The sequence below is a fragment of the Paenibacillus sp. V4I7 genome (genome assembly GCF_030817275.1).
GTDB lineage: Bacteria > Bacillota > Bacilli > Paenibacillales > NBRC-103111 > Paenibacillus_E.
The window spans coordinates 7,920,750-7,934,720 of sequence record NZ_JAUSZD010000002.1; the positions used below are offsets into that span (position 1 = coordinate 7,920,750).

The 13,971-nt window shown below is 44.2% G+C and carries 11 protein-coding genes; 6 read left to right on the plus strand and 5 right to left on the minus strand.

Going from position 1 to position 13,971, the window contains the following annotated elements; all coding sequences use genetic code 11:
* Positions 1-179: 179 nt before the first annotated feature.
* The 5 genes from QFZ80_RS37140 to QFZ80_RS37160 all read right to left on the minus strand — a co-directional run bounded on the left by QFZ80_RS37140 (position 180) and on the right by QFZ80_RS37160 (position 4,753).
* Positions 180-446 carry a hypothetical protein gene (locus QFZ80_RS37140; protein ID WP_307550162.1) on the minus strand — a complete coding sequence of 89 codons (267 nt, stop codon included), beginning with the start codon at positions 444-446 and terminating at the stop codon, positions 180-182.
* Between the two features lie 287 nt (positions 447-733).
* Positions 734-2,158, minus strand: a complete 1,425-nt coding sequence (locus QFZ80_RS37145; RefSeq protein ID WP_307550160.1) for an MFS transporter — start codon at positions 2,156-2,158, stop codon at positions 734-736.
* Positions 2,159-2,223: 65 nt separating this feature from the next.
* Positions 2,224-2,811 carry a TetR/AcrR family transcriptional regulator gene (locus tag QFZ80_RS37150; protein WP_307550158.1) on the minus strand — a complete coding sequence of 196 codons (588 nt, stop codon included), beginning with the start codon at positions 2,809-2,811 and terminating at the stop codon, positions 2,224-2,226.
* Between the two features lie 112 nt (positions 2,812-2,923).
* Entirely contained in the window at positions 2,924-3,775 is an 852-nt protein-coding gene (locus QFZ80_RS37155; RefSeq protein WP_307563621.1) for a DMT family transporter, read from the minus strand.
* A gap of 27 nt (positions 3,776-3,802) precedes the next feature.
* Positions 3,803-4,753 (minus strand): metallophosphoesterase family protein, encoded by a 951-nt coding sequence (locus QFZ80_RS37160; RefSeq protein ID WP_307550155.1) that lies wholly within the window; start codon positions 4,751-4,753, stop codon positions 3,803-3,805.
* 290 nt (positions 4,754-5,043) lie between these two features.
* On the opposite strand from QFZ80_RS37160, the gene QFZ80_RS37165 reads away from it, so the two are divergent.
* The 6 genes from QFZ80_RS37165 to QFZ80_RS37190 all read left to right on the plus strand — a co-directional run bounded on the left by QFZ80_RS37165 (position 5,044) and on the right by QFZ80_RS37190 (position 13,962).
* A complete protein-coding gene (locus QFZ80_RS37165) occupies positions 5,044-6,699 on the plus strand; it encodes a DUF4091 domain-containing protein (RefSeq protein WP_307550153.1) in 1,656 nt (551 codons plus the stop codon).
* Between the two features lie 139 nt (positions 6,700-6,838).
* On the plus strand, positions 6,839-7,609 hold the full coding sequence (locus QFZ80_RS37170; protein ID WP_307550151.1) for a DeoR/GlpR family DNA-binding transcription regulator: 771 nt from the start codon (positions 6,839-6,841) through the stop codon (positions 7,607-7,609).
* 240 nt (positions 7,610-7,849) lie between these two features.
* Positions 7,850-9,490, plus strand: coding sequence for a type 2 periplasmic-binding domain-containing protein (locus tag QFZ80_RS37175; RefSeq protein ID WP_307550149.1), 1,641 nt, complete (start codon positions 7,850-7,852; stop codon positions 9,488-9,490).
* 210 nt (positions 9,491-9,700) lie between these two features.
* A complete protein-coding gene (locus QFZ80_RS37180) occupies positions 9,701-10,618 on the plus strand; it encodes an ABC transporter permease (RefSeq protein ID WP_307563623.1) in 918 nt (305 codons plus the stop codon).
* 12 nt (positions 10,619-10,630) lie between these two features.
* Positions 10,631-11,509: a carbohydrate ABC transporter permease gene (locus QFZ80_RS37185; RefSeq protein ID WP_307550147.1), complete on the plus strand. Its 879-nt coding sequence runs from the start codon at positions 10,631-10,633 to the stop codon at positions 11,507-11,509.
* 173 nt (positions 11,510-11,682) lie between these two features.
* Complete coding sequence (locus QFZ80_RS37190; protein WP_307550145.1) at positions 11,683-13,962, plus strand: helix-turn-helix domain-containing protein; 2,280 nt, start codon at positions 11,683-11,685, stop codon at positions 13,960-13,962.
* The last annotated feature ends 9 nt before the right edge of the window (positions 13,963-13,971 follow it).

Below are 13,971 nucleotides of genomic sequence, written 5' to 3' on the forward strand. Positions count from 1 at the left end.
TAAAGCTATTATAAAAATAAGCAGCAATACATTAATAAAAGGTGATATCCCTCCATCGAAAAAGAAAGTATATGCCCACTTAAAACCGGTGAACAACAGAAAATATGTGAATAAAAAGAAAATGGTTAATAGGATTTTCCTCATGTTTCTTAAGACCACCCTTTTGTTTGCTGCTTAATTCAAAGCTGTTCCATTTGATAATCAACGGTATTTTCATTTAAGTACATTTCAATTTTTTCGGGCTGGGTATCTAAAGTAATTATGAAAAGTGACTCATTTTTCAAGTACTGCTCGTCAGCGGCCATTTTATCTTTTAAATAGATAGAAAGAGTCCCATCTTTCTCATCAAATTTAATTGTTCTGTAGTCGTAGCTAAGGTCTTTTTTGGAGTAAATAAGGTAACGAATCTTCTCTGTTTGATCCTTATTTTCATTCATTTTTCTCAAATAAATACCATTTTCTTTTGATTTTGATTGCACCTATGTTCGTAGATTTGTATCAAGATCAGAACGTTCAATGTTCTTGGGAGTTATTTGTTCATCTGAACATCCAATCAATAGAAAGAAACAAATGAAGCAGAATATTCTGATCAAAATAGTCATTGTTTCTCCCGTATGTTAGTCATAACTTAACAGTTTTTGCTTTGTGTTCTAGCATATTGTTATACCCAGAATTTGTCAATTAAATCAAGTGGACCCATGCGCAGTTGCATGGGTCCACTTGATTTTGTCGTTTAGTTATAACTACTTGATAAAGCAGCTGCCTCAGACTCCTTCAAGACCACAACCTTCTTTTGCTTCTTTTTGCCAAATGAAAAATAGTAAATCGCTAGAATAACCAGTTGCAATGCGGCTATAACTAAGCAGATATTGCTAAAAATAAAGCCAGATAAATAGCTGTAAAAGGGGTTCCAGTTTGGAATGCTTTGTGATCCAAGATCAACGATTTTACTGTATATGCCGATCGCGATCCCTTGCGAAATGAAATTGACCATTGCCAGCATGCCCATCCCGACACCAACCTGTTCCTTTGGCAAAGTTCTTGAAACTGAGTTGGATAACGCAATGACAATGAAAGATTGCCCGACGTTGCCGAGAACCAGAAAAACAGCAATGAGAAAGGGAGAACCTCCGGTAAAAGTGGAGAGTAACATAAAACAAGCTAGCAGTAAGCTTGAAGCCACATAAACGACAAATGAGTTGCCTTTTACATCCGCGAGTTTACCGCCTCTACGACCAAATACAGCCGAAGCGACTGCTGCAGGAACCATCGCGAAGCCGATCCAAACGGAAGGTAACTTCTGAATATCTGCTAATAGAAGCGGGCTAAGTACATAGAGTGAGCAGCAAGTACCGCTGATGAGGAATGAAATAGTCAGTCCGAGTGTGTACTTTTTATTTCGAAAGAGTTTTGGGGCAATAAAGGGCTCCCCAGCCGTGCAAATTCGAGCAATGAATAACCCTAAAGCGAGTAAGCCACCTAACAAAAGCCAGATTCCCTTCGTAACACTCAGCAGAAATAAGGCTATTGTGATGGCCAACAGACTGCCACCAATCCAGTCAAATTTCCCTGTTGTCCCAGGCTGTTCATTTCCTAAATACTTGCGGTAAAAAGGGAGGTTAGCCAAAATAAGCAAAGGTACAGCGAATAACCAGCGCCAGTGTACCGTGCTAACGATTAAAGCAGCGACAACAGGCCCAAGTGCATTACCGAAAGCTAAACCTACTGCGGTCATGCCAAGAGCTGCGCCTCTTCGCTCTGGAGCGAAATAACGTAAGGGTATGATCATCGCAATCGCGGGAATAACCGCAGCTCCGGATGCTTGCAGACATCTGCCGACTAGCGCCATCCCGAATGTTTGTGAAGTCAGCCCGATAAGAGAACCGGCCGTAAATAATAGGAGTCCGAAGGTTACTAAATTTTTCAGCTTATAGCGGTCTGCCAGCTTTCCGTAGGTGACTGCGCCAATGGCGTAGATCAGAATGTAGGCAGAAGAGAGCCAGCTGACCTGGGCAATTGTAAGGGAGAAGTCTTCACTAATCTTGGGCAAGACGATGTTGAACATGATGCCGCTCATCATGGATATAGTCAGGGTGAACATCAAAATACGCATTAATTTGTCGCCGGCTTGCTGCAGTTCTTGGGTTTGGGTAGTCATACGTTACCACATCCTTCTTTAAAATTTGACTGTCAGTACTGACTGACATACGATCTATAAAAAAACTAGGGTTGTAAGGCCCTAGCAAAAATCTTTACGCTCTCTTGAATAAATGGCTCCAACGAAATGGTTGAATAATTTTTATGGCTATCGAGATCGTTCATGAACGCCCCGAAATTCATCATCATAAAGGAGAAGGCGTGCATCTCCGGATACGTGGGAATCATTTTGCCTTTCTCAGACATCTCGATGAAATAATTCGTTAAAATTTCCAGCAATTGCAGAGGATGCTTATGTGTACGCTCGCGGAATCCGGGCAGTTGGCCTTCTTCTTTGAGACTGATCTGGATCAATTTGCGATTACGGTTCATAATCTCATGATAGGTTTTACTGACCAGAAGCAGATCCTTCTCCAGATCCCACACGAGCTTTTCACTAAACAGCTTCTTCATCTCTTCGGCATAATGATAGCGGTCAAATGCGGCTTCGAGAAGCTTCTGCTTACTGCCGAATTGGCGAAACAATGTCTTCTCACTAAGACCTGCTTCCGTGGCAATTTCAAGGGTGGTTACCCCATTGTAGCCTTTAGCTGCTATCAAATTGAGCGCCGCCAAGAGAAGTCTATCGCTGCTTCCCAGCTTGCTGCTGTCCATGTTATTATCCCTCTTCCGAAAAGATGTCAGTACTCACTGACATTATAATATGCTGGATATGGAATAAAGTCAATGTAGATATATCCTACTTTTTAAAAATTTTCCGGCCTTTTTAGCCAAAAAAACTAATGATCAAAATGCCGATCAAGATAAGAATCGAGCAAATAATTCGTAGTGTGCCTTGCTTTTCTTTAAGCACAACAATGCCCAGAATCGTAGCAAAGACAGTGCCAATCTCACGAATTGGTGAGATATGGCCAACAGGAGCATATTTCATGGCGATCAAAAATAACAAATAAGATCCGGGGTTGAGGATCGCACCCAGTAAAATGATCTTGGCGTTAAGCTTCCATTCGACGCGAAGTTGTTTAGAAGCCAGTACAATGGGCGTCAGTGCAGCCATGAACCCGATATTCGTAACCTCCAATAAAGTGATAGCTGAGACATGCTGAAGGTTGATGCGATCAACAAAAACGTAACATGTCGTACATAGGCCGACACTAAGGGCCATAAGGAATGGCTTAACCGTTCCGGCGGATGCTTGTTTACGGGTGAAAATACCGCTAAGCCAAATGAAACCAAAGACCATGCAGAGCAGACCTATCCAACCGTATATCGATAAGGATTCACGAAGGAACAAGACGCTGCCAATGGGAATGAAGAGCGTGCTGGTGCCTCGCATAATCGGATATACCTGGGAGAGGTCGCCCATATTGTAGGTGCGTGCCAACAACAGGGAGTAGACGCTTTGCAAACACGCAGATAAAAGTAAGAATCCGTAGGCTTGTAGGGATAAAGGGGTAAGCCAGAGTTCTCTGATTAAATATGGAAGAAGTCCGATTGTGGTTACCATCATGATGGACCATAGAAAGACGCTTTTATTCTGGCTTCTTTTGGTGAATAAGCTCCAGACCGCGTGCGTAAGACCTGAAGCTACGACTAGTAAAATTGAAACGATAAACAAGCGATCATCTCCAAACCTTGAGAGAAGTTAAACGTTGGGGTTGTGTTCGGGTTGATCCATGATTACCGTGCCGTCAGCCAGTCGCAGCCAGGATTCGAAAGAACGCTCGCCTTCGCGGAGTCGAATCATCCTGGCACCACGAGGGAAGCCGTCTTTGCCATAGGTATTGTAACCTGTTGCTCTTCCGTAGCAGAGACGTACTCCGTGAAGCTCGCCCCAATAATCGTTGACGTGGTCGTGGCCGCAGAAAGTTCCGATGACATCGCCCATTTCTACCATGGCAGTAAATAGTCCTGAGTTAACGGGGGAGCAGCAGACGTTCTCAAACTTGTCGCCGTAGCAAGTCTCATTGTCCCAAACTTGTTTATACTCCTGAAGCGGGATGTGAAAGAAAGCCAAGGCAGGGTATGCCTGCGATCCGATACTCGATTGGAGCTTTCGCGATTCCTCTCTGTACCAGTCGATCTGATTGCTGCGAATCCAATCATAACCTTGGATATGCGGCAGCACAGAGCGATCCCCGGAATCAAAGAAGTACAAAGCGGCAGCGGTCTGACCATTGGGACCGGAAATGGACAATGTATAGTTGCCAACACCGTTAATTTCTTCTGGTCCACGCTGGGTAACTGTATGGGAATGCTCCAGCACTGTTTTCATGAGCTCATCTCTAGTGATGGTAGTTTCTGTATCGTGGTTACCGAACACAACAGCCCATGGAATACCACGAGATTCGGCCGTGTGAACGGCATCGCGAAACGCTTGGTGCGGATGCTTGCAAACAGATTCACCGGATGCCCCGTACCCTGTGTAAATGACGTCGCCCGTAAATACAACAAGGTCAGGATGCTCAGCGTCTAGCACTTCTTCCATTAGACGACGTGTTTGCTGATCTTCATCCTCACCATTTTCCCAATGTAAATCAGTGAACTGGGCAATCGTAAAAGTGCGATCTTCGCGAAAGGCAAGCTGATGCTGCACAATAAATGTCCCCCTATAAGTTGTATTTTGTAGTAATCATGTTGTTTCTTTATAATATATTGTTGTTTGTTGGCTATTGTATCGCTGGTTTGATATACTGTCAATGAGGAATTTTTTAAATAAAATGAGTGAATGCAAGAATGAAACCGTTTCCGAGAGTATGGATCGTGGGGACGGTTTTTTCTCAAAAAAAAGCGATTAAGCAAAAAATGCCGATATACTGTACGGAGTAACAACCGTATCTTTGTAATCAATAACCATATTAATTGTAAGTAAGAGGAGACTACATCATGTCTGATAAAAAGGTTGAATTACGATGTTTGAATTCTTTGGCTAAAGTAATCGCTCATCATGAACTCGATTCCCGTTATTTCCTTGAACGAGCAACAACATTCAGCAACGAAATTTACTCGTTTCAGGTAGCGTATCGCTCGGAGCAGCTTATTAAAGGCATACGCATCGAAATCGAATCACCACTAGCCGAGTGTATGACGGTACGAAAAGTTGGATTGGCGCCAAGTGAATTAGCATGTTATGGCGATCATGATGATTATATAATCAGTGATCATCCGGGTCTGTATCCCGATCCGTTGATGCCTATGGATGCAAATGGCGAGGTTGCTTTACCTGGGAGCTGGAGCTCTCTATGGATAACGGTGGATCTCAAAAATCAACATCCAGAAGGAGTGTACCCAATTGATGTGATATTGCTATCTACTGATGGCAATCGGATGGGTTCAGAGCGCATCGATTTGCAAGTATTAAGCGGTTCTTTGCCCAAGCAAAGGTTGATTCGAACCGAATGGTTTCATACGGATTGTTTGGCCAATCATTACAATGTGAATGTCTTCAGCGAAGAGCATTGGAGACTTATAGAGCAATATGTTCAAACTGCGGTCAAACAAGGGATCAATATGATTTTAACACCATTATTCACGCCTCCATTGGATACAGAAGTTGGCGGTGAGCGGACTACTGTGCAGTTAGTAGAGGTAGAGCGTGATGAGAATGGGTACCGATTTGATTTTCGCTTACTGGAGAGATGGATAGCACTTGGAGAACGCTGCGGGGTTGAATATTATGAGTTTTCTCATTTATTTACGCAATGGGGGGCACAGTTTGCGCCCAAAATCATGGCTGCGGAAAAGGGGCAGCTGAAGCGAATATTTGGTTGGGAAACAGATGCAACTGGAGAAGAATATGGCCAGTTCCTAGAGGCACTTTTACCTAAATTGGATCAGTTTATCAAAAAGCAGGGCATTCAGGATCGCGTGTTTTTCCACGTTTCGGACGAACCGACCTTGGACAATTTGGAGTCATATCGAGCAGCAAGTAGCCGGTTGAGCCAGTTCCTTCAAGGCTATCCTACGTTCGACGCACTTTCGGACTATGAATTTTACGCACATGGCCTTGTGAACACACCAGTGGTTGCCAACAATCATATTGATTCCTTTATTAGCCGCGGCGTGGATAACCTTTGGACTTATTATTGCTGTGCGCAGTACAAAAAAGTATCAAATCGATTCTTTGTATTTCCTTCGGAGAGAAATCGGATCATTGGATTCCAGTTATATAAATTTGATATACGAGGATTTTTACATTGGGGGTATAACTTCTGGTATTCACAATATGCACGTAAAATGGTGAATCCATTTGTCCAAACGGATGCAGATCGAGCTTTTCCTTCTGGGGATGCCTTCCTTGTATATCCAGGAGAAACGGGACCTATCGAATCCATTCGAATGGTTGTATTTTATGAAGCTTTGCAAGATGTAAGGGCGCTTGAAATGTTAGAAGGTTTGATTGGTCGCGAGAGAACTATTGCCATCATTGAAGAAGATCTTGCTGTGCCATTAACATTCAGCGATTATCCGCATGAACCCGACTGGATTATTAAGAAGCGTGAGCAGATCAATCAACTTATTGCTTCGCTGGCTAAAGGATGAAGCCGATCCGTTGACATCGTAAGCGCCACCTTATAAACTGGATGAAAACAACAGGAAACATCACCATGTGGATATCATCGGTCAATAGCTGATGCTGACGATGCCAGTTTTCCTTACGGAAAACTTTTAGGAGGCCATTATGTCATTAACATACGAAGATCGCAGGATGACCATCCTGAACCATTTGGAGATGGAAGGGAAAGTACAGGTGCATCACCTGTCTGAGATGCTTAACGTCTCGACGGAAACGGTGCGGCGGGACTTAGATCGGCTAGAGAAGGAAGGCAAGCTTCGCAAAGTGTACGGAGGCGCTGTCAAAATGCGCATGGAGCTTGTTGAGCCTCCCTTTCTCAAGAGGACCCAAATGATGAAGTCAGAGAAAACAGCGATCGGCAAGCTGGCTGCCTCTTTAGTCCAAGACGGCGAAACGATCATGCTGGATAACGGCACAACGACGATTGAAATTTTGCCTTACTTGAAGGATCGAACGAATGTAACCTTGATCACCCATTCTGTGCCGATTCTCAATTTGGCCATGGAAACGTTCCGGGGAAGAATTATCTTCGCAGGCGGGGAAGTGAACGTCGAGTATCAAGCTGCAACAGGCTCCCTGACGGATCAGATGCTGGATCAATTTAAAGTGAACAAAGCGTTTATCTCCGTAGGAGGCATCTCACTCGCGGACGGCATTACTGACTTCCATTTAGCTGAAGCCATTATTTCGCGAAAAATGATGCAGCGAGCCGAGGAATCCATTCTGGTAGCGGATCATTCCAAATTCGGTATGTCTACGTTCGCTAGAGTGTCAAAGCTCGAGGAAATCTCGATGCTCATTACCGATTCAGGCTGTTCGAAGGAATGGATCGATACGATTGAGGCGCTCGGCATTGAAGTGCTGATCAGCGACTAACACGCAAATCGCCATAGAACCGGCTCCCATAGCGGTGAAAGGGCGATTTTTTCTTTGCAAATAAGGGAATTCTCAAATAATGAGGATGTTACAAAAAGAAGCGACGTCTATTCCTAAGAAAACAATACGATTGAATAATCGACGATATACGACATGATGAGGCGTGAGATATGCTTCTTCCACAGGGCTAATCCGCTTCACGGCGTTAGTGCCGGACTACGATATAAGGGGAGTGTTTCCATGAAAAGAAGATCTCAACTAAAAGTATTGCCTATTGCGGCAACCATTCTAGCTCTAACGCTTGCAACTGCTTGCGGAAACGCTGGATCTACAAAAGATAAGGGCAGCACAGCGCCAACCGCAACTGCTGATTCTAAAGAACCTGTGAAGGTGACATTATGGACACCGATGAATCCGAATGCGAAAGCAGTCGTCAAAAGCTTAAACGAGCTGCCTATGGTGAAAGAGTGGGCCAAGAAGACAAATGTAACATTTGACTTCCAACATTCATCTGGAAACACACCGCAAGATGATGTTCAGCAATACGGTGTCATGGTTGCTTCTAATAATTTGCCGGATTCGATGCTCTGGAACTGGAACAGTGTACAGGGCGGAACATCCAAAATGTTCAAAGACGGCACGATTATTAAACTGAATGATTTAATTGAAAAGAATGCGCCGAATTTGAAAAAAATTATGGACGCAAATCCTCAAATCGCCAAACAAATCAAGGCGGATAACGGTGATATTTACGCAATGCCTCACCTGAAGGTTGGTCAATACGGCCAGTACAAAACGTTCAGCGGCATGGTCATTCGTCAGGATTGGCTGGATGAGCTCGGATTGAAAACGCCGGAAACGATTGATGAGTGGGAAACGGTGCTAAAAGCGTTTAAAGAGAAGAAAGGCGCTATTCCTTTCACATTGAACAAATCCTACCCGATGTCATTTGCTGACTTCGCAGGCGCATACGGTGTTACGGGCATGTCTACGATTGCCAACGCGAACAGCTTCTATATCGATAATGGAAAAGTGAAATTCGGGCCTGCACAACCAGAGTTCAAGCAATATTTGACGACGATGCAAAAATGGTACAAGGAAGGTCTGATCGATCCAGACTTCGCTTCCAATGACACCAAAACGATGGATGCGAAAGTAACTTCCGGCAAAGCGGGAGCATTCTACGGTTTCATCGGCGGAAGCATCGGTACGTATACGCCAGCGCTGCAGAAGACAGACCCGAAAGCGAAGCTCTCTGCTGTCCAATATCCAGTTTTGAAAAAGGGTGACGAGCCTAAATTTGTGCAAGCGTCATGGGAATACGACAACATCGGAACGGTCATTACAAGTGCGAATAAGCATGCGGCAGAAACGGTAAAAGCCTTGGACTATCTGTATAGCGAAGAAGGCGCGATGCTCAAAAACTTCGGTATCGAAGGTCAAACGTACACGAAAGTAGACGGTCAACCGAAATACACGGACCTGATTTTGAAAAATCCAGACAACCTGCCGATCAGTCAAGCGATGGCTAAATATTTTATTGCCAACTACGGCTTCTCTGGTTTGGATGATGACCGTTACAACGATCAGTATTATCAATTGCCAGCACAAAAAGATGCCGTGAAACTATACGCTAAATATGCGAATAATGCCTATAAAGTGATACTGCCGCCTGTGGTTCTGTCTACGGATGAAGCTAAGGAGTCAGCGAAAATTTTGAACGACGTGAGTACGCTGTTGACGGAGCAAATTACTAAAATTGTAATGGGTGCCGCAAAGGTTGAAGATTACGATAAAACGATAGAACAAGTGAAAAAGATGAATATGGACCGTGCTGTGGAGATCTACCAAGCGGCAACAGATCGTTACAACAAACGCTAAAAAGCTCGTGGGGAGCCAGCCTCCCCTTCTGAATTAATAATTCTGGGGCTCCCCGCAAAGTATTGTATAAACTCTTATCGAAGTAATCCGAAGAAGCTTGACCGCATTAAGCGGAAAGTTTAGACGCCGACCGAGCTAGCACTCGGTGCGGACGGAATAAGCTTCGAAGGTTTCACGTCACTTTGTGGGGGTCCGTAAGGAAGTGAGAACATGGCCAATTCCATTCGGGTTTTACTAGATGACATAAGAAAAAATCGCGCGATCTACCTGATGGTACTGCCGGTTGTGCTGTACTTCTTCATTTTTAAATATTTCCCGATGTATGGCGCAGTTATCGCCTTCAAGGATTTTAGTCCTGCGAAAGGCATTTGGGGCAGCGATTGGGTAGGTTTTCAACATTTCAAAGATTTCTTTCAAAGCTATTATTTTATCCGCGTGCTGCGCAATACGTTTCTGATCAGCTTTTATAACTTGATATTCGGCTTCCCAGCACCGATTATTCTTGCGATCCTTTTGAATGAGCTACGCCAGAAGCTTTTCAAATCAATTGTGCAGACGGTTTCCTACTTGCCGCATTTCATCTCGATTGTGGTCATTTCTGGGTTAATTATTGACTTCACGAACCGCGGAGGTATTGTAAACTCCATCATTATGTTCTTCGGCGGGCAAGATTCTGCCCTCATGAATAATGCAGAGAATTTCCGTACCATTTTCGTCAGCACGTCTGTTTGGCAAGAACTCGGTTGGTCATCCATCATTTATTTGGCCGCGCTTAGCGGGATAAACCCCGAGTTGTACGAAGCTGTTCGCGTTGATGGGGCAGGAAGGTTCCGGCAAATCTGGAGTGTAACGCTTCCGGGACTCATTCCAACGATTATGATTTTGCTCATTCTTCGAATTGGCGGATTGATGGAGGTCGGCTTCGAGAAGGTCGTTCTGCTTTATAATCCAAATACGTATGAAACTGCGGATGTGATTTCGTCCTTTGTTTATCGCGAAGGGCTTGCACAAGGGAATGATTATAGCTATACAACGGCCGTGGGGCTATTTCAATCCATGATCAACTTCATTTTACTTATTAGCGCTAACAGCTTATCCCGCCGATTCTCCGGCAACCGGTTGTGGTAGGAGGAACTCACGATGAAATTAAGCGCAACTGAGCGTCTATTCGATATCGGTAATGCGATTCTGATGATATTGCTTATCGTCTGTACGTTGTACCCGTTCTACTATGTTTTCATGGCTTCCATCAGTGATTCCAATTTGCTAATCCAGCACTCCGGCTTGTTGTTGAAACCACTGGGGTTTAACCTCGACGCTTTTCAGAAAGTGATTGCAAATCCCAACATTTTGACGGGGTATGGGAATACTTTGCTCATCTTGATTGTGGGTACGGCGGTTAATCTGTTTTTTACGACGATCGGAGCGTACGCACTGTCCAGGAAGTTCATGATGCGAAAGTTCTTGATGATCTGTATCGTGTTTACGATGTATTTCAGCGGCGGATTGATTCCGACATATTTGTTAATCAACAACTATCTGCACATGGGAAATAGCTACCTTGCCCTCATCTTACCTGTGGCGATCAGCACGTGGAACTTGATTATTATGCGAACTTCGTTCGAAGCCATCCCAGAGGGCTTGTTGGAATCAGCTAAGATCGACGGGGCAGGCGAATACCGCATTTTGTTTCAGATTGTAGTGCCTCTGTCCATGCCTGTTATTGCCGTAATGGTGCTTTACTATGGCGTAGCCCACTGGAATTCCTGGTTTAATGCCATGCTGTTTCTGCACGATCGGGAGATGTTCCCGCTGCAGCTGATTCTTCGAGAAATTCTGGTGCAAAACAGCACGGATTCGATGACCACTGGAACGGGGAATGCGAACGACACGCAAGCGATTGGGGAAAGTATTAAATACGCAACGATCATGGTGGCTACATTGCCTATTCTGATTGCCTATCCTTTTTTACAGAAATATTTTGTGAAAGGCGTCATGGTTGGAGCGCTCAAAGAATAATGACCAGGCCTGTTCTCTTTTTGGATCTTCAAAAAGAGGGCGGGATATTTGGTTTTTTCCACTTTCTGTGAGGGAATCACTAAAAATGATGATGATACAAAAATCGTAGATGTACTTGAGCTGATGAAGATGGGATAATACTGCATACAGCATGAGTAAGGGAGGACTTCTTTGTGAAGCGAAGCGTATTTTTATTCTGGCTTTACTCGAACTTAACCATTCTATGTATTCCCATCGTCATCACGATGTTGGTTCTTTTTCAGTCGCAGCATTTATTGAACTCGGAGGTCATTCGATCCAACAAAGCGCTGCTTAACCAGGTGAAGCAATCGCTAGACAATCAGTTCAAAGATATTAAGCGAATGGGTCTCCAGCTTTCCCTGGATCCTAAAGTCATTAAGTATGTTAATCAAGCTGATTTCAACAATTCGCAAGTCAAGATTGATACACTGGATCTGATCACTTCGCTTCGTTCGTATGCCGCCTCGAATGGGGATATTAACGATTTATATGTATATATGAAAAAAGATCATTTCGGAGTCACGACATCGACAATGAATCAAGATGAGCTCCTTTTCCAATTGCTTCACGCAAAGAATAAAGGCATCACCATGAAGCAGTGGAGCGACAGTATGGAGAAAATCTACTATGGAAATTTCCTGCAATTCGCTGACAATGACATGGTGTACATGCAGTCACTGCCGATTCAGAATGCCAGCGAAGCGCCGGCAACACTTGTTGTCATGCTGAATGCAGAACGGTTGAAAGCAGCCATCTCGAATATTCAGATTGCCCAAGCTGGCAGTGTGTTAATACTCGATTCCACCAATAAGCTGCTGATGACCGCTGGCGATTCAGATCATGTATCCGATATTGATTTCGAACAGATCCAATCAGCGGAAGGCTCATTTAGTCAAAAATGGGGCAAGGAAGAGGTAACGGTTTCTTACGTTTCTTCCGTTGAAAATGAATGGAAGTATGTGTCCATCGTTCCTACGAAAATTTATTCAGCGAAAGTAAGTCAATTGCGAAGCTGGATTTATGCGGGCTTATTTATGTGTATTTTTGTCGGTGGTCCGATGTCCATCTGGCTGACGCGAAGACATTATATGCCGATCCGCCGTATGGTGGATTTGGTTTCTCCGAAGGTGAAGTCCAATCTCGAAGGTATTGGGAATGAATTCTCACTGCTTCAGTCCTTCATGTCGGAGAATGAAGCTTTGCAGGTTACGGCGAACCGAACCATCCAGAAACAGCAAGACGTGCTGCGCAGCCATTTTCTAGCACGACTGCTCAAAGGCAGAGTCGAGAGCGGTTCTGCACTCGCGCAATCGATGGAATCGTTTGACCTGCGGTTCGAGACGAACCGTTTTGCCGTCTTGCTGTTTCATATCGGCGATTATGCGGCTTTGTTTGCTGACAGCGGGACACGAGATGCGGAGTCCAAATTGCAGTATGTTTATTATATCGTGACGAACATTACGGAAGAGCTGATTGGTCGAAAACATACGGTTTTCACGACCGAAGTGGACGGTATGATTGCTTTTCTGGTTAATATTCAGAATGAAGATGAAGTTCGGACGAAACAGGAATTGATTGAGATTGCGCAAGAGGCGCAGACGATTATTCAGGGGAAATTTTATATTCAGCTAACCATAGGAATCAGTGATATCCATCCACTTTTGACCGGAATACCACAAGGATTTGACGAGGCGCTGGAGGCGCTTGAATATAAATTCGTCATTGGACCGAGCCAGATTATACCTTTTGATCGGATCAAACGACCGAAGAATGAGCTGTATTATCCGTTGGATATGGAGCGGCAGTTGATCAATCATATTAGAACGGGACAATACGAGGAGGCCATGGAGGCCGTCAGCGAACTGATCGTAACCAATGTGTCTGATGGCACGCTATCGCTGCAGCTCGGCAAGCTTCTCATGTTTGAACTGATCGGCACGATCTTGAAGGCTATCGAGCATCTGGATCAGGGACCTAATGAACTGGCGGTAGAGAAGCATGAACTCATTAAACAATTGACCCAGTGCGAATCCTTCGTGGAAATTGAAGATGAAATTTATAAGTTTTTGAAAACCGTTTGTGACTACGTCGATTCCAAGAAGAAAAGTCACAACACGAATCTGAAAGATCAAGTGCTGAGCTATATTGATGAGCATTTGGCGGATATGGATTTGAGCCTGACCTCACTGTCTTTGAAGTTTGAAGTCAATGCGCCTTATTTATCACGCTTCATCAAAGAGCAATCTGGTGAAACGTTTATTGATTATGTCAATAAACAGCGTGTCCAGCTGGCTAAGCAGTTGATGTCGGAGACCGATGATACGATTACGGATATTACGCAAAAGGTTGGCTTTTCGAACAGTAACACCTTCATTAGGGTGTTTAAACGCTATGAGGGGATTACACCAGGGCAGTTTAGGAAAGGCGAATAGTGCAAGAAT

Excerpts from the sequence above, each read along its gene's own strand:
- QFZ80_RS37145 (WP_307550160.1), bottom strand. The coding sequence starts at position 2,158 with ATGACTACCCAAACCCAAGAACTGCAGCAAGCCGGCGACAAATTAATG.
- QFZ80_RS37150 (WP_307550158.1), bottom strand. The coding sequence starts at position 2,811 with ATGGACAGCAGCAAGCTGGGAAGCAGCGATAGACTTCTCTTGGCGGCG.
- QFZ80_RS37165 (WP_307550153.1), top strand. The coding sequence starts at position 5,044 with ATGTCTGATAAAAAGGTTGAATTACGATGTTTGAATTCTTTGGCTAAA.
- QFZ80_RS37170 (WP_307550151.1), top strand. The coding sequence starts at position 6,839 with ATGTCATTAACATACGAAGATCGCAGGATGACCATCCTGAACCATTTG.
- QFZ80_RS37175 (WP_307550149.1), top strand. The coding sequence starts at position 7,850 with ATGAAAAGAAGATCTCAACTAAAAGTATTGCCTATTGCGGCAACCATT.
- QFZ80_RS37180 (WP_307563623.1), top strand. The coding sequence starts at position 9,701 with ATGGCCAATTCCATTCGGGTTTTACTAGATGACATAAGAAAAAATCGC.
- QFZ80_RS37185 (WP_307550147.1), top strand. The coding sequence starts at position 10,631 with ATGAAATTAAGCGCAACTGAGCGTCTATTCGATATCGGTAATGCGATT.